General features: G+C 53.6%; 18 protein-coding genes and 1 pseudogene. 14 read left to right on the top strand and 5 right to left on the bottom strand.

Going from position 1 to position 21155, the window contains the following annotated elements; translation table 11 throughout:
• The first annotated feature begins 8 nt into the window (after positions 1-8).
• The 8 genes from ACX3YF_RS01630 to ACX3YF_RS01595 all read left to right on the top strand — a co-directional run bounded on the left by ACX3YF_RS01630 (position 9) and on the right by ACX3YF_RS01595 (position 8202).
• A complete protein-coding gene (locus ACX3YF_RS01630) occupies positions 9-533 on the top strand; it encodes a gamma carbonic anhydrase family protein (RefSeq protein WP_458973333.1) in 525 nt (174 codons plus the stop codon).
• On the top strand, positions 530-745 hold the full coding sequence (locus ACX3YF_RS01625; protein WP_130207494.1) for a DUF1289 domain-containing protein: 216 nt from the start codon (positions 530-532) through the stop codon (positions 743-745). Before ACX3YF_RS01630 ends, ACX3YF_RS01625 begins: the two co-directional genes overlap by 4 nt.
• Positions 746-911: 166 nt before the next feature.
• The gene (locus ACX3YF_RS01620; RefSeq protein ID WP_458973332.1) at positions 912-1379 is read left to right on the top strand and encodes a preQ0 transporter; all 468 of its coding nucleotides are present in this window, start codon (positions 912-914) and stop codon (positions 1377-1379) included.
• Between the two features lie 100 nt (positions 1380-1479).
• Positions 1480-2661 carry a formate-dependent phosphoribosylglycinamide formyltransferase gene (purT, locus tag ACX3YF_RS01615; protein ID WP_130207497.1) on the top strand — a complete coding sequence of 394 codons (1182 nt, stop codon included), beginning with the start codon at positions 1480-1482 and terminating at the stop codon, positions 2659-2661.
• A gap of 206 nt (positions 2662-2867) precedes the next feature.
• Positions 2868-3416: a sugar ABC transporter ATPase gene (locus tag ACX3YF_RS01610; RefSeq protein ID WP_075946645.1), complete on the top strand. Its 549-nt coding sequence runs from the start codon at positions 2868-2870 to the stop codon at positions 3414-3416.
• 117 nt (positions 3417-3533) lie between these two features.
• Positions 3534-5003 carry an IMP dehydrogenase gene (gene guaB / locus ACX3YF_RS01605; protein ID WP_130207499.1) on the top strand — a complete coding sequence of 490 codons (1470 nt, stop codon included), beginning with the start codon at positions 3534-3536 and terminating at the stop codon, positions 5001-5003.
• A 98-nt stretch (positions 5004-5101) separates the two neighbouring features.
• Positions 5102-6679 carry a glutamine-hydrolyzing GMP synthase gene (guaA, locus tag ACX3YF_RS01600; RefSeq protein WP_130207501.1) on the top strand — a complete coding sequence of 526 codons (1578 nt, stop codon included), beginning with the start codon at positions 5102-5104 and terminating at the stop codon, positions 6677-6679.
• A 308-nt stretch (positions 6680-6987) separates the two neighbouring features.
• The gene (locus tag ACX3YF_RS01595; protein ID WP_458974823.1) at positions 6988-8202 is read left to right on the top strand and encodes a tyrosine-type recombinase/integrase; all 1215 of its coding nucleotides are present in this window, start codon (positions 6988-6990) and stop codon (positions 8200-8202) included.
• Between the two features lie 599 nt (positions 8203-8801).
• On the opposite strand, the gene ACX3YF_RS01590 is transcribed toward ACX3YF_RS01595, so the two are convergent.
• Both ACX3YF_RS01590 and ACX3YF_RS01585 read right to left on the bottom strand, forming a co-directional pair.
• Positions 8802-9245: a PaaI family thioesterase gene (locus ACX3YF_RS01590; RefSeq protein ID WP_458973331.1), complete on the bottom strand. Its 444-nt coding sequence runs from the start codon at positions 9243-9245 to the stop codon at positions 8802-8804.
• A gap of 489 nt (positions 9246-9734) precedes the next feature.
• Positions 9735-10565, bottom strand: a complete 831-nt coding sequence (locus ACX3YF_RS01585; protein ID WP_458973330.1) for a hypothetical protein — start codon at positions 10563-10565, stop codon at positions 9735-9737.
• A 108-nt stretch (positions 10566-10673) separates the two neighbouring features.
• Here ACX3YF_RS01585 and ACX3YF_RS01580 point away from each other — a divergent pair, with 108 nt between their 5' ends.
• The 5 genes and pseudogenes from ACX3YF_RS01580 to ACX3YF_RS01560 all read left to right on the top strand — a co-directional run bounded on the left by ACX3YF_RS01580 (position 10674) and on the right by ACX3YF_RS01560 (position 13914).
• A complete protein-coding gene (locus ACX3YF_RS01580; RefSeq protein WP_458973329.1) occupies positions 10674-10901 on the top strand; it encodes a helix-turn-helix transcriptional regulator in 228 nt (75 codons plus the stop codon).
• A 34-nt stretch (positions 10902-10935) separates the two neighbouring features.
• Positions 10936-12060 (top strand): replication initiator protein A, encoded by a 1125-nt coding sequence (locus tag ACX3YF_RS01575; protein ID WP_458973328.1) that lies wholly within the window; start codon positions 10936-10938, stop codon positions 12058-12060.
• Positions 12061-12889: 829 nt separating this feature from the next.
• Positions 12890-13171, top strand: coding sequence for an IS66 family insertion sequence element accessory protein TnpB (gene tnpB / locus ACX3YF_RS01570; protein ID WP_458973327.1), 282 nt, complete (start codon positions 12890-12892; stop codon positions 13169-13171).
• Positions 13135-13512: pseudogene (locus tag ACX3YF_RS01565) on the top strand (IS66 family transposase); the annotation flags it as partial. The gene tnpB and the pseudogene ACX3YF_RS01565, both read left to right, overlap by 37 nt.
• Positions 13513-13689: 177 nt before the next feature.
• Complete coding sequence (locus tag ACX3YF_RS01560; RefSeq protein WP_458973326.1) at positions 13690-13914, top strand: hypothetical protein; 225 nt, start codon at positions 13690-13692, stop codon at positions 13912-13914.
• A gap of 473 nt (positions 13915-14387) precedes the next feature.
• Here ACX3YF_RS01560 and ACX3YF_RS01555 read toward each other — a convergent pair whose 3' ends face one another.
• Together ACX3YF_RS01555 and ACX3YF_RS01550 are read right to left on the bottom strand one after the other, a co-directional pair.
• Positions 14388-15389 carry a hypothetical protein gene (locus tag ACX3YF_RS01555; RefSeq protein ID WP_458973325.1) on the bottom strand — a complete coding sequence of 334 codons (1002 nt, stop codon included), beginning with the start codon at positions 15387-15389 and terminating at the stop codon, positions 14388-14390.
• Positions 15382-17073, bottom strand: coding sequence for an AAA family ATPase (locus tag ACX3YF_RS01550; RefSeq protein ID WP_458973324.1), 1692 nt, complete (start codon positions 17071-17073; stop codon positions 15382-15384). The genes ACX3YF_RS01555 and ACX3YF_RS01550 overlap by 8 nt, the downstream gene beginning before the upstream one ends.
• 579 nt (positions 17074-17652) lie before the next feature.
• Between ACX3YF_RS01550 and ACX3YF_RS01545 the strand changes: the two genes are divergently transcribed.
• Positions 17653-17853: a transcriptional regulator gene (locus ACX3YF_RS01545; protein WP_458973323.1), complete on the top strand. Its 201-nt coding sequence runs from the start codon at positions 17653-17655 to the stop codon at positions 17851-17853.
• Between the two features lie 181 nt (positions 17854-18034).
• On the opposite strand, the gene ACX3YF_RS01540 is transcribed toward ACX3YF_RS01545, so the two are convergent.
• Entirely contained in the window at positions 18035-20998 is a 2964-nt protein-coding gene (locus ACX3YF_RS01540; protein WP_448645859.1) for a membrane-targeted effector domain-containing toxin, read from the bottom strand.
• Between the last annotated feature and the right edge of the window lie 157 nt (positions 20999-21155).

Genomic DNA, 21155 nt, shown 5'->3' with positions numbered 1-21155 from the left:
ACAACACAATGAAATACCGCCTGGGCGACGCCCGTGTCGAGACCCACCCAGAGAGCTGGGTCGCGCCCAATGCCGTGCTGGTGGGCAAGGTCAAACTGGAAGAGGGTGCCAACGTCTGGTTCAACGCTGTGCTGCGGGGCGACAACGAGCTGATCCTGATTGGCAAGAACAGCAACGTCCAGGACGGTACCGTGATGCACACCGACATGGGCTACCCGCTGACCATCGGCACCGGCGTGACCATTGGCCACAATGCCATGCTGCACGGCTGCACCGTCGGCGATTACAGCCTGATCGGCATCAACGCGGTCATTCTCAACGGTGCGAAAATCGGCAAGAACTGCATCATCGGCGCCAATTCGCTGATTGGCGAAGGCAAGGAAATTCCGGATGGTTCGCTGGTCATGGGCTCGCCCGGCAAAGTGGTGCGCGAACTGACCGAGCCGCAGAAGAAGATGCTCGAAGCCAGTTCCGCTCACTACGTGCATAACGCCCAGCGTTACGCGCGCGACCTGATTGAGCAGGAACAATGACGACCCCTGAACGCCCGGTGCCATCGCCCTGCGTGAATATTTGTGCGCTGGACGACGATGACATCTGCACGGGCTGCCAGCGCTCGGTCGAAGAGATTACCCGCTGGAGCCGCATGACCAACGACGAACGCCGCACGGTGCTGGGCTTGTGCCATGAGCGGGCCAAGGCCAGTGGGTTGGTGTGGATGATCGGCACAAAACCGGGGAATTGAGGCGCGGCCTTTGTTGTAGGAGCCAGCCGGCTCCGCGCGGCGTTCCGACGATGGACTCAAGAACACCGCGGGGAACCAGACTCCCCGCGTTATCGTTAGCGACCATCGCGAGCAGGCTCGCTCCTACAGTATCCTGTGCCGCAAACTCACAGGTACCTCCAAGCCCATGTTCTTCCTCATCGCCTACATCAGCAGCGTCGTGCTGATCAACTACGCCTTTTCCACCGCGCCGCACCTGGACATCATCTGGTCGGCCTGGGGCGGTCTGGTGTTCGTATTGCGCGACATGGTGCAAACCCGTTTCGGTCATGGTGCCATCGCAGCCATGCTGGCGGCGCTGGTGCTGTCCTATATCACTTCCGATCCGTCCATTGCCCTGGCCAGCGCCACGGCGTTCGCGGTTTCCGAGTGCATTGACTGGCTGGTGTTCAGCGTCACCAAGCGTCCGCTGCATGATCGCCTGTGGATAAGTTCGGTCCTGAGCATTCCCCTCGATACCTTCATTTTCTTCGGCATGATCGGTGCGTTGACCCCGGGTGTGATCCTCACCGCCCTGGGCTCGAAGTTCGCCGGTGTGACCGCCGTGTGGCTGATCATGGCCTGGCGCCTGCGCAAACAGACTGTCGTCAGCTGAAGCCAAACCCTGCGGTTCATGTAAAATGCCGCGCTTTCTCCCCATGGATCGCGCGTATTGCGCCGTATCCTCGATGATCCGCTCCTTTGAGGACCTTCAGATGACCCGTATCGGAACTCCATTGTCGCCGACTGCGACCCGCGTATTGATGTGTGGCTGTGGCGAGTTGGGCAAGGAAGTGGTGATCGAGCTGCAACGCCTGGGCGTTGAAGTGATTGCCGTGGACCGGTACGCCAACGCACCGGCCATGCAGGTGGCGCACCGCAGCCACGTGATCAACATGCTCGATGGCGCCGCCCTGCGTGCCGTGATCGAAGCCGAGAAGCCGCACTTCATCGTGCCGGAAATCGAAGCCATCGCCACCGCGACCCTGGTCGAGCTGGAGTCCGAAGGTTTCACCGTGATCCCGACCGCACGCGCTGCGCAGTTGACCATGAACCGCGAAGGCATCCGTCGTCTGGCCGCCGAAGAGCTGGACCTGCCGACCTCGCCGTACCACTTCGCCGACACCTTCGAGGATTACAGCAAGGCGGTCGAAGACCTCGGTTTCCCCTGTGTGGTCAAGCCGGTGATGAGCTCGTCGGGCAAAGGCCAGAGCCTGCTGCGCAGCGCCGATGACGTCAAAACAGCCTGGGACTACGCGCAAGAAGGCGGCCGTGCCGGCAAAGGCCGGGTGATCATCGAAGGCTTCATCGATTTCGACTACGAAATCACCCTGCTGACCGTGCGCCATGTGGGCGGCACCACATTCTGCGCGCCGGTCGGCCATCGTCAGGAAAAGGGCGACTACCAGGAATCCTGGCAGCCACAAGCCATGAGCCCGATTGCCCTGGCCGAGTCCGAGCGCGTGGCCAAAGCGGTGACCGAAGCCTTGGGTGGTCGTGGTCTGTTTGGCGTCGAGCTGTTCATCAAGGGTGATCAGGTGTGGTTCAGCGAAGTGTCGCCGCGCCCGCATGACACCGGCCTGGTGACCCTGATTTCCCAGGATCTGTCGCAGTTCGCCCTGCATGCCCGCGCGATTCTGGGCCTGCCGATCCCGTTGATCCGCCAGTTCGGGCCTTCCGCATCGGCGGTGATTCTGGTGGAAGGGCAGTCGACCCAGACCGCTTTCGGCAATCTGGGTGCCGCGCTGAGCGAGCCGGATACCGCGCTGCGTCTGTTCGGCAAGCCTGAAGTCAACGGCCAGCGCCGCATGGGTGTGGCCCTGGCGCGCGACGAGTCGATCGAAGCCGCCCGCGCCAAGGCGACCCGTGCCTCGCAAGCGGTGGTCGTAGAGTTGTAAAAGCCGCTCTGGCGGGCCTATACCTGCTATGGGCTCGCCACAATTTACTGTGGGAGCGAGCCTGCTCGCGAAAGCGATGTTCGCACCAACATCGATGTTGAGCGTGAAGGCGCTTTCGCGAGCAGGCTCGCTCCCACAAGGATTTTGCTTAATTGCCGAGTGTTCGATTGCGCAAGTCTTTTCATTAAAGCTCCAGGCCGTTACCCATGAATTCGCAAAGCATCATCGTCCCGAAAATCTCCACACTGCCGGTGCACGAGCCCCGGGCACGGGCGATCGTGCGTTGGCTGGTGCGCAAGAACATCGTCAAGGAAGAACTGACCACCTGCGGCCGCACTGGCAATCGCATGGCGCACGCCATTGGCGACGGCGCCCGAGCAGTGGTCCTGCATCCGGAGGCCTTGCCGTTCGGCGAGCCGGTCAACGGCCTGGAGATCGTCACCAAGCGCTGCATCTATACGCCGGCCAAGGGCTTCCTTGAGGAAGCGGGCTGCGCCGAGTGCCGCAAGGAGATTGGCGAAGCGCTGTTCGAAAGCCTCGAAGACTGGATGCCCGGGCGCACCGATAACTTCACCTGCCCGGAATGCGGGCACGAAGACGACATCAACGGTTTTCTGTTTTTGCAGGAGTGCGGTTTTTCCAACCTGGGTTTCATCTTCAACAATTGGGCGGAAGCCGGGTTCAAACAGAGCTTTCTCGACGAATTCGCCGATTGGCTGGATCAGCCGGTGAGTTGGGTCAAAGTCGAGTTGTAGGCGGCAATTATTCCCGTATATCAGCAATACCGATAATAGACAGAGTTTTACATTGAACCCGAAGGGGTGTCTGACTATAATGGCGCGCTTCCATTTTCCCGCTCGGGAGCCCCCGCGATGCTGCGTATCAGCCAAGAAGCTCTGACATTCGACGACATTCTCCTAGTGCCTGGTTATTCCGAGGTGCTTCCTAACGAAGTCAGTCTCAAGACCCGCCTTACCCGTGGCATCGAGCTGAATATCCCACTGGTTTCCGCTGCCATGGACACCGTCACTGAAGCCCGTCTGGCAATTGCCATGGCTCAGGAAGGTGGTATCGGCATCATCCACAAGAACATGACCATCGAGCAGCAAGCTGCCGAAGTCCGCAAGGTCAAGCGTTACGAAGCCGGTGTGGTCAAGGACCCGATCACCATCGACGCCGACGCTACCGTGCGCGAGCTGTTCGAATTGACCCGCATGAACAACATCTCCGGCGTTCCGGTGCTGCACAATGGCGACCTGGTCGGCATCGTCACTTCCCGTGACGTGCGTTTCGAGAACCGTCTGGAAGCCACCGTCCGTGATGTGATGACGCCTAAAGAGCGTCTGGTCACGGTCAAGGAAGGCGCCAACAAGAACGACGTCCGCGAGCTGCTGCACAAGCACCGCATCGAACGCGTTCTGATCGTCGACGACAAATTCGCCCTCAAAGGCATGATGACTGTCAACGACATCGAAAAAGCCAAGGCTTACCCGCTGGCCAGCAAGGACGATCAAGGTCGTCTGCGCGTTGGCGCCGCCGTCGGCACCGGTAAAGACACCGGTGATCGCGTCGCGGCCCTGGTCAGCGCCGGCGTTGACGTGGTGGTGGTCGACACTGCCCACGGTCACTCCAAAGGCGTGATCGACCGCGTTCGCTGGGTCAAGCAGAACTTCCCTGAAGTGCAGGTCATCGGCGGCAACATCGCCACCGGCGCTGCCGCCAAGGCCCTGGCCGAAGCCGGCGCTGACGCCGTCAAGGTCGGTATCGGCCCTGGCTCGATCTGCACCACCCGGATCGTCGCCGGTGTCGGCGTCCCGCAAATCAGTGCCATCGCCAACGTTGCCGCTGCCCTTGAAGGCACTGGCGTTCCGTTGATCGCCGACGGCGGCATCCGTTTCTCCGGTGACCTGTCCAAGGCCATCGTCGCCGGTGCTTCCTGCGTGATGATGGGCTCGATGTTCGCCGGTACCGAAGAAGCGCCGGGCGAGATCGAACTGTTCCAGGGCCGTTCGTACAAGGCTTATCGCGGCATGGGTTCGCTGGGCGCCATGTCCCAGGCACAGGGTTCCTCCGACCGTTACTTCCAGGACTCCTCGGCAGGCGCCGAGAAGCTGGTTCCGGAAGGCATCGAAGGGCGTGTGCCGTACAAAGGCACCCTGAGCGCGATCATCCATCAACTGATGGGCGGCCTGCGTTCTTCCATGGGCTACACCGGTAGCGCCAACATCGAAGAAATGCGCACCAAGCCTGAATTCGTGCGGATCACCGGCGCTGGCATGGCCGAGTCCCACGTTCACGACGTGCAGATCACCAAAGAAGCGCCAAACTACCGCGTAGGTTGAGCCTTCAAGCAAAAAGTTAACGACCGGGGCTGTTTTATTCAGCCCCGAGTTGTTTCTGAATCACGACTGTTTCTGAATGACTTAGACGAGACTGAATCATGGCCCTCGATATTCACGCTCACCGCATCCTGATCCTCGACTTCGGTTCCCAATACACCCAGCTGATCGCCCGTCGCGTTCGCGAAATCGGTGTGTACTGCGAACTGCATCCGTTCGACATGGACGAGGAAGCGATTCGCGAATTCGCTCCGAAAGGCGTCATCCTCGCCGGTGGCCCCGAGTCCGTGCACGAAGCCAACAGCCCTCGCTGCCCGCAAGCGGTCTTTGACCTGGGCGTACCGGTCTTCGGTATCTGCTACGGCATGCAGACCATGGCCGAGCAACTGGGCGGCAAGGTAGAAGGTTCCGAGCTGCGTGAGTTCGGTTATGCCCGCGTAGACGTAGTCGGCAAGAGCCGCCTGCTCGACGGCATCGAAGACCACATCGACGCCGACGGCCTGTTCGGCCTCGACGTGTGGATGAGCCACGGTGACAAGGTCACCAGGATGCCGGAAGACTTCCACATCCTGGCCAGCACCCCGAGCTGCCCGATCGCCGGCATGTTCAGCGACGCGCGTCGCTACTACGGCGTGCAGTTCCACCCGGAAGTGACCCACACCAAGCAGGGCGGTCGCATCCTGTCGCGCTTCATCCTCGACATCTGCGAGTGCGAAGCCCTGTGGACCCCGTCGAAGATCGCTGAAGACGCCATCGCCCAGGTACGTGCCCAGGTCGGCACCGACAACGTGCTGCTCGGCCTGTCCGGCGGTGTGGATTCGTCGGTGGTTGCCGCGCTGCTGCACAAGGCCATTGGCGACCAGCTGACCTGCGTGTTCGTCGACAACGGTTTGCTGCGCCTGCACGAAGGCGAGCAAGTGATGGCCATGTTCGCCGAGAACATGGGCGTCAAGGTGATCCGCGCCAACGCTGAAGACCAGTTCCTCAACAACCTGGCTGGCGAAAGCGATCCAGAGAAGAAGCGCAAGATCATCGGCCGCACCTTCATCGACGTGTTCGATGCCGAATCCTGCAAGCTGGACAACATCAAGTACCTGGCCCAGGGCACCATCTACCCGGACGTGATCGAGTCGGCTGGCGCGAAAAGCGGCAAGGCCCACGTGATCAAGTCGCACCACAACGTGGGTGGCCTGCCGGAAGAAATGAACCTCAAGCTGGTTGAACCCCTGCGCGAGCTGTTCAAGGACGAAGTCCGTCGTCTGGGCCTGGAACTCGGCCTGCCGTACGACATGGTCTACCGTCACCCGTTCCCGGGCCCGGGCCTGGGCGTGCGGATCCTCGGTGAAGTGAAGAAGGAATACGCCGACCTGCTGCGTCGCGCCGACCACATCTTCATCGAAGAACTGCGCAAGGCCGACTGGTATCACAAGGTCAGCCAGGCATTCGTGGTGTTCCAGCCGGTGAAATCGGTTGGCGTGGTCGGTGACGGCCGTCGTTACGCCTGGGTCGTGGCCCTGCGTGCCGTGGAAACCATCGACTTCATGACCGCGCGTTGGGCACACCTGCCTTACGAACTGCTGGAAACCGTCAGCGGCCGCATCATCAATGAAATCGAAGGCATCTCCCGCGTCACCTACGACGTGTCGAGCAAGCCGCCAGCGACCATTGAGTGGGAATGATTGGACGTCCGGCACTGCCCGGCACCCACTAGCAGGAAATGCCCTGGAGCCCGCTTAATTGCGGGCTTTTGGCTTTTTTGGTCTGGCAAACTCTGGCAGCTTTGTGCATCGCCAAGCACCGTGTTTATGTGGCATGGTACGGGGCATTGACTGAGCCAAATGCCATGCTTGGTACTCGATACCATGTCTCCTTAGCAGGGAAGGGCATGGTATCAAATCTCATGATTAGCCCGGTTTCATTGGGCTTTATCGTGGTGTATGAGTGCTTTTCTTTGCATGGTATTTTTTACAAGGAATCCGTGACTGCCATGCTGACCGATACCAAGCTGCGTAACCTCAAACCGAAAGAAAAACTCTACAAGGTGAACGACCGCGATGGGCTGTACGTGGCCGTCACCGCTGCCGGTTCCATCTCATTTCGCTACAACTACACCATCAACGGCCGTCAGGAGACCATCACGTTTGGTCGCTATGGCGTGGGTGGCATCACACTTGCGGAAGCCAGAGAGCGCTTGGGTGAGGCTAAAAAGATGGTTTCGGCTGGTAAGTCACCTGCCAAAGAGAAAGCCCGTGCCAAGGCACGCATCAAAGGTGCAGAGACGTTTGATGCTTGGGCTGAGAAATGGCTGCGTGGGTATCAGATGGCTGACTCGACTCGCGACATGCGCCGATCTGTTTACGAGCGCGAACTCAAACCGCAATTCGGTAATCAGAAGCTGGTGGAAATCAATCATGAGGACCTGCGAACGCTGACTGATGCAATCGTGGAGCGTGGAGCTCCAGCGACGGCCGTGCACTCCCGCGAGATTGTGATGCAGGTTTTCCGATGGGCGATTGAGCGTGGCCAGAAGGTAGATAACCCGGCTGATCTGGTACGTCCTGCAAGCATCGCTAAATTCGAGCCACGTGACCGCGCTTTGGGGCCTGACGAAATCGCGTTGATGTATCAATACCTTGACCGCATCGGCACCGCCTCCTCCGTGCGAGCCGCTGCTAAGCTGCTGTTGCTCACCATGGTTCGCAAAAGTGAGTTGACCAACGCCACCTGGAACGAGATCAATTTCAGCGAAGCCCTGTGGACCATTCCGAAGGAGCGGATGAAGCGACGCAACCCCCATTTGGTGTTCTTATCTCAGCAGGCTTTGGATTTCTTCATTGCGCTGAAGACATTTGCCGGTGGTTCAGATTACGTCTTTCCCTCCCGGTACGATTCTGATTTGCCAATGAGCACCGCGACGATCAATCAGGTGCTGACGCTGACCTATCGGCTCGCGCAAAAAGAGGGGCAGCCGCTGAGTAAGTTCGGGCCCCATGATTTGAGACGAACAGCGAGCACACTGCTGCATGAGGCAGGTTACAACTCAGACTGGATTGAGAAATGCCTTGCACACGAGCAGAAGGGCGTTCGGGCCGTCTACAACAAGGCTGAATACCGTGATCAGCGTCGGGCGATGTTGCAGGATTGGGCGGATATGATTGATGAATGGACGGTCAAACAGCCACGGCAAAGCACCGCAGGCTAGGGGGCTAATTACATTGATTTGACCACGCGTTTGCATGCGACCTGAACAGTCATTTGTATCAGACTTGACCAGCGCGTCTCGCTTCCATGCTTTGCCAAAACTGAACCGAAGCTGGTGGTGACGACAGGCAGAAATCGGCCGATTCTGTTGAAAAAGTCGACCATGGTTTCCGCAGCAGAAAAGTATGCGTTCGATATTGAAATCTTTACTTTCGGCAGAGGCTTACGGACTCAGATTTCACGTAGCAGTGTGCAAAAAAGGTGTTTTAACCAGTCAATGACCTAGCTGTTTGGGCGAACCGACTTTTTCAACAGAATCGGCCATAAGCAGACATTCGGTCGTATCTACGGATTCAGGGTGGATTCACTATGAAGGTATGCAAAACTTAAAGGCTTGGCACTGGCTTAAATAGATCGAATGAAATCTGATTTGATGGTCAGGCTTCAAAATGAAAACGATGTTTGGAATGAGATTTACTGGTTCTCGAACGTGCTGCCAGCCCTTACGGAAGATCACCGACAATGCCCATAGGAGCATTGTCGGCGTCAGGAATTTCCGGCGTGCCCGATGCTATCTAATGAGCTGTCAGATCATTACCTTCAGGCTTTGAGGGGAATATTTCGCATAGTCACCAGAGCTGTGGCGCAAAGGGTTTCCTTGCCTTGTTTCACGGCAAACAAATCGGCAGCGGCAACCGTAGTTTTGTTCGCTGCAATGATGACACGTCCCCTGGCTAGTAGCTTATCACCATCTGCCGGGGCAATTAGTTTAACAGTGAAATCTGTAGTCATATTTATCCAGCCAGGTGGCAGCAAGGTTCCGGCGGCCGAACCTCCGGCAAAATCAGCCAACGCTCCGATGATACCACCTTGAAAGTAGCCGTTATGCTGGGTGAGTTCTTTGCGCACTGGCTGTTCGATTTCACAATGACCTGGCTTCAGATAATTGTAATGAAATCCCAGTAACTTTGCCGCTGGCATACTGAGTACCGCTCCTTGGACGTGCTTGTCAAAGTCGGGATTGCTTGCAGCAAAATCTTCCATGGTATTCATCCTTTTATTCTGCATTTGTGAACGACACTAACCAAGCTACCGCTCGAATTCTTTATCGATATATTTTTCATTCTGCCCGTTACATATAGCTCTCCTTGGTGAACAAATCCAAGTTCTCCGGTACGTAAATAAGGCAGTGGAATGTCCCATGATTTTTCAATGATATAAGGCGAAGGCGTGGAAAGTGGTTTAGGAATCGTCCTTATCAAATTTTTTGGCTACCCTCATTCGGCCCTAAGTTCCGTAGGCATGCACTTTCGACTGATTCTGGCCAATCCAATTCTTGCCAGTGGCCACTAGCAGCTATGGGTCGCTATTTGTGATAGTCCGCTATGGGTCGTTATGAGCCTCTCAGCTTTGACGTCTGATCGGTCAGATTCTCTGTAATCGTTGGTCAAGTTCAATGCAAATGACTGGTCAGGTCATATGCAAGCGTCTGCTCAAGTGCGCTGCAATTTCGCAGCTAGATCATGATTGTCTTCAGCGTGTCGCCTGCTTCTGCGCTCGCCGCTTGATAGCGGCGGAAACTGCTTGGCGTGATACGCCAAGCTGGCGCGCTATTTCAGCTTGACTCATGGTGCCCAGGGTTAACAGATCATCCATCGTACTGGTGGGAGACTTGAGTGCCTGGAGCAGTCGATAGGCTTCTCTCCTGACATATGCGTGGGCTTCAATGTCCCACTCAGGGAGAGTACCGGCTTCCTGTGACCAGATTTGGTCAATCAACTCGTCATACTCTACCGCAAACCTTCTGTCGCGTTGGTATGCGCGGCGAGCTTCATCGCTTCGCCTTGGGTTGTGTGCTTCGCAGTAGAGTTTGCTGGGCTTCGCTGCGCCTTCGGGCTGACCCGGTAGTTTAGTGGGTCGGAGCAAGTCACCATGCCGTGCCCACGCGGCAATGAGTATTCGCCGCTCGACGTGCTCCCTGAAGGCTGAAACCGAGCGGTCACCGCGCATTTCCACCATGTCACAGTAGGCCATTAACATGCGGGCGGGCTCGTACCGGCCGAACTCACCTTTCCATGCCTGCTCGTAGCGCGCCACCAAGGTATCGGCTTTTTTCTGAGCTGCCGCACGAATGGCATCCGTTAGCGGCACGACTTTGACGTTTCCTCGTTGTAGGCGCTTGAAGACCTTTTGAGCTCCCACGCTGATCGAGTATTCGGTGGATCGCCAGCATAGTTCGCAAAAGCCCCAGTTGTAGGCGTTGCTGAGCTTGGCGCGGATGCGGTCAGACGATGTATCGCTTTCCCTAACCAGGCGTTCTAGAAACGGATCGAATGTGCTCGGCGCTTTCTCACGTTTTTTCATCGTCCGATGATAGCTTTTCGTGACAACTAAATTCTAACTTTTTTGTGCCTTGATTCTGGCGCTGGAGGGCATTGTCAAGCATCTGAAGAGTTCTAAGGAAATCTACATATGGAAATCAAGGCAAAGAACAAGACATTGATCAACCGCAAGAAATTGCTGGCGATGATCCCGCTGGCTGAGCGCACGATCTACAACATGGAGCAGCGGGGGGAGTTTCCTCGCCGCATCGCGCTCACTAGCCGAAACGTTGCATGGGATTTGGCCGAAATCGAGGAATGGATTGAGGTGCGCAAGTCTTCGGGCACCCAAGCCGCCCGCCCAGGAATGGGGGGCTGAACCGTGGCGGTTGACGTACGAGCGGCGTTCGAGCATGAACCACCTGTGCTGTATTTCATGTGGCCAGTTGCGGGCGGCACTGGACGAAATTACAAACCGCACCCTTGGCGTGCAAGGTTGCATAGGTTGGGCCATCCACATGACTAGCAGAAGCATGGATCGCCACCTTAAGAAGCGCATTGAGGCCGCAGCTAGGCCCGGTGAAACATATGAGCAAGTCGCTGCCCGCTTGGAGCGCGAAGTGGATGATGGAAACGGGGCCGCTCCATCTTCTAAGCCACAAATGCTTACCGTAGTGCGCAAGCCGTCTAAGGGCAACGAGCAGCAGGATTTCTATGTACCGGGGTGTGATGTAGGCATCCGCGACATTCTCTGCGTCATGGATGTGGCCCTGTTCCGCCTGTCCCCGAAAGAGACGCGGGCCGGTGACCTGATCCGCTACGAATTATCTGATGGATATGTGGAGGTCTCAGCAGGGGCGCATGGTATGGCAACCGAGAAGGATTACGACCTTGTGATAATGGCGGTATCCCATCTCACCGAAGCTATGAACCGCTACAAAGAAGGCAGAGGCGACAAGCCCGGTAGAGTGTTCCGGCCACATGCTTGCGACGTTCTCAAGTTCCTACGGAGCGGAGATGGTGGCCAGCAGAAAAAAGACCTTATAGGGACTTGCCTACGATTAAACACTACACACGTAGCAGTGCAGCGAACCAAAAAAGGCAGCGGCGGCCCCATGTTTACCGTTTCCAAGGGTGAATCACTTATCTCACGTTACGAGGTTATCACTGGGGCCACTGGACGGCTGGAGTTTCTCGAAATCGAGATAGCCCAATGGATGTACCTAAAAGTCACAGAGGGAGAGAATCCGGATGTGCTGACATTGCATTCTGATTACTTTCGGATACGAGGTATTGGCCGGTTTGTTTATCGGCTAGCCCGGAAGTCCGCAGGAAAGAACAACGCCAAATGGTTGTTTCAGACAATCTATAAGCGTATCGGGAGCACTGGCACATTCAACAAGTTCAGCTTCAGGCTGCGAAACCTGATCAAGGCTAACGACCTACCAGAGTACAAGCTTCAGATGGAGGTCGGGCGGGCTGGGCCATTGTTGTCTATCACCTACCGGGGGGCAATGGAGGCGCCGTCCGGTTCCTAATATGCGGATCGAATTAAAGCCCGACGCCGCGTCCGTTTTTTTTGGGGGCTTGATTTACGGACAAGTTTGCGGACAGGCGAGGTTTAACCCTTCGGCCTGTGAATAGCCCGTACTTTAGGAACTGAAATCAGTACATTAGGAACCAGAATCCGTACATTAGGAATAAAAGGTCGTACATTAGGAATCAAGTAACGGCTTAAGTGCTTGATTTTGAAAATAAAAAATTAAAAGTTGGCGGCTAAAACTCTTTAAAACCTATTAAAACTCTAAAGCCCGTTTTGGTTGTGGGTAACTCGACCAAAAATCGACCGCCCAAATAGAACCCCGATGCGGGATTCCCCCATCGCTTCAGTGCGGCTCGTTCGAAACGATGTTTACAAAGTTAAATCCAGAGGCGGCGGGAGAGAGAACTGCCTTTGTTTTGTTACTGAGTATTTATAACTAGCGATACGTTTAATGATTAATGCGATTTTATGCGAAGCAACGCGATTATATGCGATTCAACGCGATTCAACGCGATTATATGCGATTGGACAAGGTTTGATTGGCGATACAGATGTAGTCGCATAAAATTGCATAACATTAGACGGCAAGATGTGTGTTGTGGGCCCACAAGCTTCGCTTGTTCCCCCCCAACACCTACCCTTATTCGCCTTCGGCTCAACGGACAGTCTTGCTCTGCGAGGCTTACCGTTGCCGTCGCTACTCAAAAACGGAAAGGACAGAGTATGGAACCAGAGCAAAGTAAGCGCTCCATAAACCCCATATTCAAAGCCGTCACCTGATCCCCGATGCTGTGCTCCCGATTCCTTTACGGAGCCAGCACCTCATGATGCGTCCCGACGCAAAAGTCGAAAAAGTCTATCTCTATCCCAAGCCTGTCGACTTCCGAAAATCCATCGATGGCCTCGCCGCTCTGGTCGAACTGGACATCAAAGTCGCGGTGTTTGATCCGGTGCTTTTCGTGTTCCTCAACAAGCCTCGCAACCGAGTGAAGATTTTGTATTGGGAGCGCAACGGCTTTTGCCTTTGGCTAAAGCGCCTGGAATCCGAGCGCTTCAAAACATCGCCGGATTGTTCGGATGGCTGGAGAAAACCCAGCCACAAGTGACGGCGCAGAATGCACTGGGCAAAGCCATCAGCTACCTGGCCAGCAACTGGATCAAGTTGGTGCGCTACACCGAAGCCGGTTACTTGCCGATCGACAACAATGCGGCAGAGCGTGCGATCAGGCCCTTCGTTGTCGGGCGCAAGAACTGGCTGTTCAGCGACACGCCCAAAGGCGCGACAGCCAGCGCTCAACTTTACAGTTTGGTCGAGACGGCTAAAGCCAACGGCCAGGAGCCCTATGCGTGGCTGCGCCACGCACTTGAGCGCCTGCCACAAGCCTCGAGCGTAGAAGACTTCGAAGCCTTGCTGCCGTGGAACTGCACGCCAGAGATGCCACGGTAATCATCAAACCCGCATCTTAAAAGGTGGGGTTTATGGATCGCTTACAGAGCAAAGACCAAGGCCGCGGAGGGAACTCGCTCCGATCAAGGTTTGGGTGTCTCAGAAGGAGCGGGCTGTTATCCAAGAACGCGCCGACCAGACAGGCTTGTCCCTCTCGGCTACCTGCTGGCGGTTGGGATGAATACGCCAATTAGGTCTGTCGTAGACCTGGCCGCCGTTGCTGACTTGGCCAAGGTCAATGGCGACCTTGGACGGGTTGCCGGATTGTTAAAATTATGGTTTGCCGAGAAGCGAGGGCAAGGGGCAAAGTCGATAGATGTCGAAGCGATGATGATGAATTTTCGAGTTCTGCAAGCGCAAGTTTTGGATCTCATGAGCCGGATCGTCTATAAGCGAAAATAACAACGCCCCTTACGCAAAGAACATACAGTTAGTTGACGGTATTCTGGTGAAAATCGCGGAGCTAGTGCCGATCGAGAGTCTTAGCGCTAGTTTGGGAAACACCCTATTGATCGGGATCTTTGGGCAGTGAGCGCCAGCAACACTTGTCACACCGCCAAAAAAGCATCAGGCCTTCATCGCCGCCATCAAGGCAACCCTGCCCAACAGTCGTATAGGCAAAGTGAGGAGTGGGCAAGCGTATCTACATAATCAATCCATGGGATTTTATCGCCATCATATTGACTATTTCGTAGGTGCAATAGCTATCCATTAACGTCACTAACTGACGCCCTGTCAGTTTTTACTGAGATCGATTTTTTATGCTTCAGATCTATATAAAAATGACAGGGCTATAAAATACGTGGTAATACCTGGATTAATACTACCTGTATAGTACGAGGTCTAGCCCGGTATAGTGAATAAACCGAGAGTTGTTAATCATCAAGTTTTATGGCGAAGTGAGTGCATAACGTATTCTCACCATTAAGCTCCATATGATGATGCAGTTTCTTCAAGTTTCCATAAGGTGTTTTGACCTCATCTATACTAACCGAGACCAAAGGAGAGCCAGGAATATAAGAAGACATCACTAATGAGTTGAGATGGGAAATATACCTAGTCCACCATTCAGAGAATTTAGAGCCACTATAGTAAGTTACTAAAAAAGTCCGTTTAACAGCCAGCGGGTTATAGTTTGTCAGCAATTTTTTATAGTGGTCATCTATATATTCCTTGTCAACCGAACTTAGCTTCATGGCTTCGATTATGGTATATAGATCCCCGTTGTTTTCAACTACGATATCCAGCTCACCCGCCCCCTTTTTTGACGCGGATTTTCCCTCCCGAGTTTGATCCTTTACCTCGTAGCTTTTACTAAGTAACATCTCTCGCAAAAAGTCATTATAGTCATCTTCCAGCTTGTTTTTTTTCGATAGCCTACCCAACCTATGAATGACCCATCCCAAATCCGCTTCAAAGTCCGCATAGCCACAGATTCGCTCAAAAATTTTTGAGATCTTATGATGTTCAAGACTTTGCAAACTCAGTAAATTTATCCGCTGCCTGTTTATTTCATCAATGAAATCGTCATAATGGTTATTATTTTCGGCAACAATAGATTTATCAAACGTGGTCGTGGCATTGGAAATGGTGTTATAAATTACCTCGCTATCAGCATTTGCTCCACCAGATGATGCTATTAACGTTTTTCCTGAGCTCTTAGACTCTACCAATGCTTTCCATGCTGTGTAATTTTTGAAGCCGTCAATGTCATCTTTCAATGCGCTAACGTACGCCAGAACAATCTTTCCCTCTCTATCTAACACTATTTGATCATCGGACATGAGGAATTTTGTTAAAAATACATTCATGTACACAGTAGGGTCGGAAATGTTGCTAGATAAAAAAGACGGACAAATGCAGTGAGCGTTAGCCATGCAAAACGCCCTCGGTCTTACTGGATTTTTCTGATTTAAGCTGTTGAATCTGGATGGTGTCTTTAATTTCTACATCCATAAAATCACGCGGCCATTTAATATCTCCGGTCGCATTAATTGCGATATTATCCAGAGTGGTGCAACTACCAGCTCGATCTCTGTGGAGATAATATATCTTGATGTCCTCTTCGCTCAGAGCCGAGCTATCATCTACGACCCTCAATCTAATTCTACGTATCAGTGCATCACTATGAGTTTCAATTAGAAATTTCTTACTTTCTTTTAAAGCTATGACAATCAAAGCATCAGTCAACCATGCCTGCATGTTCGGGTGGAGATGAATTTCCGGTTGCTCGATTATCGTCAAGGAATCCTTAGGGGATAAATACGCCTGTACCAATATTGGTAAAACTTGCGATATACCAAACCCCACATCGGTCAGCTCTAAATTTACTGAGTCTTGGTTGACCACAATTTTATGAATAATGTCATTAACCCTCTCAATGTCAATTCCGATATTAAAAGGAGCAAACAATACATTTATCTTGTTTTTTATTTCCGGATTGTTTTTTAAAACTTCTGCAAGCTCCGTTCCATCTAAAGCATTGAGCTTACGATGATGAATCGATTTGTCCAGCAGATAATACCTTTGAGGGAATGCTCGAAGCGGACTAACGTGATTTATTTGCAAGTCAGTAAGGCTGTCAAGTAAATGCTTGGAGGTTATCGCGACAAAGTGAGCAAGAATGCTGGCAAATGGATTGGGACTATTTTTTATAAATGTAAAACTACCAAAGCTCACGCTCAACTGCGGCGAGGCTCTAGAAATTTTCATGGAATCGAAATCAATAGTCTTTAGGATTTCAGTTTTGGATCTGTCCAATGCAACCTGAGAAAATACATCTGAGAATATCTTGGTGTTCTGGCCTTCTCGTTTAAATCCAAAAACAACGGCGCCAGCTTTGTTGTATTGAATATATTCGCTTACTTTTAAATTTTCCTGCTTTTTATTGTACGAAAATGAGTAGCTGATACGTGTGGGAGTGATGCGCGAAGCAGATGCTGACATTAATGTATCAAAACAGTCTTCAATCTTGCGTATCGAAGTCTTCTCAGTCGCTGCTATAAATTCCGGTGTGAAAATACGTGCTTTTCTCTCTGTGGGCAAATTAGCACGATAGATTTTTATAATCTTAATATATAGGCTTGAAAACTCTTTTATCTTTTGAGGGGATGCCATGTTGTCGCTTGTTGATAATTGAAGTTCTTCAACTTTCGACATTAGCTTTGAAAGTATCTCAGGCTTCGCCGGCCCCTGCCTAACTATATAGCTTATAAATCGAATTATTTGTGTGTGCATTTCCAAACAACCGGATTTCGCACTGTGTAAGTTTTTTTTCAGAATGTCCGTAGTGCTGAGGGAAAAAGTGAAGGATAATTTGTTTTCTGGGTTTTTATCCCTAACAATGTTTAGCGTTTCACCCATCCCCGTTTTGTTTCCATTTAAACGAAGTGCAGACTCGGAAATAGCTGTCGAGTCTGCTGACTGAGACAACATTAATAACGAATTTATGAGTGCGCTCTTGCCACTACTGTTTGCTCCAAGCAATATAGTTATTGGCTTGAACTCAATATCAAATTCTTTAAATGCCTTGTAGTTCGAGCCAGAAAACCTTGAAATCATTTCGCCCCCTCATACTCTAGAATCGACAAGCACGATAAAAGTCGCATGGTACCTCTAACAGTCTCACTATTGCAACTTGAACAGCTCGGGCAAGTGTTAATTTTTGATCCGTGTGCGGCATTCTGATCTGACGTTTAAGTTTTTGAATATGCGCATCAGAGCAAGTTGGGTTGGACACACTTGTTGCTAGTGTGAGTGTTAAATGAGCTTGTTCAATCAGTCATTGAAATGCAAACAGAATTAATCTAAGTAAAGACCTGTCGAACAGTCTCAGACTAGATTCATTTGGGATAATCTATCTGAGGGCGGAAAAAGTAGCTGGGTTCGTGGGTGTTTTTTAACCGAAAATGAGAGCGGCATGAGTTCGTAGTATCTCACTGAGCCGAATTGACAATCCTGAGCGTGTTTCGCCAAAGCCTTTACGACGAGTCTGTATGAAAACCCACGGCTCCTTATACAGTTTAAGGTTGTACGCTATTGAATCTGACTCCCATGGTCCAAATCATCCATTCTTGGTAACGGGATCAATAATCCAGGTGTCCCCCAGTATCGTGCCCTCAACAAAGTGGATGTCACAAGATGAAAGACCGACCACATGACGATGCAATGGCCGAGCAGTTCCACGCCGATCCGGCCTATGCGGCCGAGTTGCTGACCGAAGTTCGCCGCAACGGCGACTCGGCCGAGCTGGCCATCCTATTGCGACAGATAGCCAAGGTGTTCGGACAGGATGAGGGGTGGAGTCTTGCCGATGCGGAGCGAAAGCTATCGTCTACATAGCAGGATATGGCATCCTTCATGGAATTAAGTATATTTCGTATTATAACTCATTGATATTATACGAATTTTATTAATTATCAATAATAGAGTGGGAATGATCGTATTTGAGCCCGTAAACCCAGGCTCAAAACGATAGCGACAAAGGAAGCCCCCGATCGTGAGACCGGGGGCTTCTTGCGTTTCAGGGGATGCGCACCAGCCTCAAGTTAATGCGCTCAAGCGCCTCGCGAAGTTCTCCCAGCGTGGCAAAACGCTTGTTGCTAAGGCTGCCCCAATTAGGGCGGTTGACGTACAGGCCTTTCGCGTCCTTCTCGATGGGCGTGACGACCAACTTGAGGTCTCTGCTGCGGTGAATCAGCACGGTTTGGCTACCGACCTTGTCAATGGTAAGCATCCCTGGTTCAGTCAGTGCGGCTTCCATCTTCGCTCGCCTGACTCTTGCGGGTGGCAGTTCGACCTGCAGGCGCAAGTCGTTTTTTACGAATTCCGGCCTCATGTCTTCGAGGCTTTCGCCGGCTCTTCCCGGATCGGGTTCGATATCACCCTTCAGGCCGGGTTTGGCGCTTTCGACACGAAGCCCGATACCGCCTTCCAGTTCGCTGAGGCCGGGAACCCCTTCCCAATTGTTGGCGTGGCTTTCGCCGACAAACGCTATCCAGTTGTGCGCTCCCCTGAGGGATTGGTCGGCATCGATGACGGTTTTGGCAAAGTAATTCATCATCTCCTGCCGGTAGTTGCGGCTTACCTCCATCATCCCCGCGGACCGATAGCTGGCGGCACAATCAATCGCCTGGACACGGATGTGGTTCTTTTGCGCGGCCTTGACCACTTCCAGGAAGGTAAACTCGCCGGCTGGGTCGGTGTCATGGCCCTGATCAAGGATTTTGAGGTAGGACTCCAGATCTTCCGAGAGATCGCCACCCCGGTTGAATATGTCCAGGTCCGCCTGATGGAAGTCGGTGAGCAAGTGTTCCATGTACAAGGTCTTGATCCTTTGTTTACTGAGCACCTCCATGTTTTCGATCAGAAATTGCTTGCTGCCGATACTGGAGTGGTTTTCGCCGATCACCAGGCCTCGTGTTTCCTTGTAGAGTGATTTGATAATGTTCTTTGTCTGTATGTTCCCCCCCGGGCCCAGAAGGGGAATGTCGGGCCTGGGCGGCAGGTGCGGGTTCATGTAGAAAGCCCGGGCATCCCGGTACAGACGATGTCGCAAGTTTTTGAACTGTTTGAGCGAGCCTTCAGGATCGGTGATGTTTTCAAAAACATCCTGCAGGTGTCTGCCTCTCAGTTCGCCATTGGCCACGGGCTTGAGTGCCTGGTGCAATTCGGGCGGTACATCGTAAGGGGTGGGCACACTGTCCATGTCGGGTAACCGTCCTGCGGAACGTCCCCAAGGCAGTTTGTCGAGAATCTTCCCTCCACCGTACAGGCCGGGACGGGTGAGGGGTTCCCATCGACCCTCGGCATTCAAGCGAACCGGCAGGCTGCGGTGAAACGAGAACTCGTTGGCGGGATCGATGACGACCCAGGTCTTCATCTCGTTGACGTAGCGGACCCGATAGTAGTCGTCCTCGATCTTGATGTAGTTACCGCCGGTGGAGGGCTGATAGATGTTTCGGTAACGGCCTTCAGTGCTGACCACGTCCAGACCGTCAAGCAGTTCATTGGTCCGGAAGGGGGCCAGCGGATTCTCGCCTTCCAGCCTATAGGTTCGACCCGGGGCGGCCACGGTGATTCTGGGCGTTGCGCCCGTCGGGTGCTCCACCCCGGCGGCGAGATTTTCTTGGGGCGTGAACGTTTCCCTGGCTTCCTGGACCTGCGCCACTTCGGCGGTGCCCCCGAGTGACAGCAGGTTGAACAGCGTGTCGATGGAGCTGAATATCGCGCTGAGAACCCCGGTCTTGCGCTCCGTGGCATTCATGCCGTTGACGGCCTGGGATATGCCAAGACCGATGTCGGCGATCCCGGCACCGACAGCCGCCAGGGCGACCGGCCAGCCCGCGACGGCCATGGACCCAAAGAGACGGGTAAAGACGCTCAGGTAGCCGATCCACATTTTTTCCCGCAAGTCGCCGTTGGAGCGCAGTGACAGCTCCGCATCGCTGAACATGCGCTCGATGGTCGAATCACGAATCCAGGTGAAGGCGTCAATTGTCAGGTCCGGAGCATCCTGATCGAACAGGCTGCTGTCGTATTTGCCCCAGGTGACATACAGCAGATCAATGATGTGGTTCAGGCCGACGTTGTCTTCATCCTGCTGTTGGGCGGCCAGCGGGAAGTGGGCCATGAAGCGGCTGCGGTTGTCGGCGTGGTTGTTCTGGCACAGCAACCACCAGTGCAAGTCATGGGGCGTCTCGAACACGTGGAAGGCATTCAGCTCGCCGGGGGTATAGAGAATCTGACGCCCGTTTTTATCGATGATGCGCAGGATGTCGGTTGCCCGATAATTGCCGATGTACAAGGGGGCGACCCGCAGGCCTTCGATGGCGGGGGCTTCAGCCTTGAGCATGTCCAGGCTAATGGGCCAGGAAATGTTCCCGGCCACGGCCTTGAGCACGGTCTTGAGGTTTTCATTGCTCAAGCGCTCGCCCTGATGTTCTTCCACCGCCTTCGAAATGAAATTGAGCTTGGCGAGCGTGCGGTAATTGTCTGAGTGACTGGCCCAGAAGTCGGACATTTTTTTCCAGTAACGATCATGGAAGTTAATGCGCCACAGATCCTTGATGACCTGGCTGGGGTACATCTTCACTTCGTTGGTTTCGTTATAGATCCGGGCCTGCGCGCCTTCATTGTAGAAGCCGCCGTCACTGTCCAGCAGGTCGGCGTTGTCCTGATCCTGGGCGTGGAAGCGCTGAACCACCAGCTGCGGCAGCGTCAGTGACTCGATGGGCGTGGGGTAGTGTTCCCAGAGCAGGAAGGCTTTGCTGCTGGTGACGGACGTGTTGTCGAAACGGTGCCACCACACTCGATCCGGATCGATGTGCTGTATTCCGTATTTGTCCAGGATGCCTTGGGCCTCTGCGTGGGACATGTCGTGCATGTCGGGGCAGGCCTCTACGAACGGGATCACCAGATCCTTGAGGGCGCGCAGATCGGCCGGGTTGGGCAGGAGCGATGAGTTGCCTGTGTCAGATGAATGCATTCTCTGTCCTTGAGAAGTGGAGGGGTAAGAGGTCGGCACTATGTGACGCAGGCGAGATTGGATCTGTAGGGCTTTGAGTGAATGTCAGGTCGTTTTAATGGATAGATGCTGTAAGAAAAGTATGGAACGCACGCTGAAATCAGGGCTCAACGCGGCG

It is taken from the genome of Pseudomonas fluorescens group sp. PF-69 (genome assembly GCF_054481235.1).
This window is presented reverse-complemented; position numbering and strand designations above follow the sequence as displayed.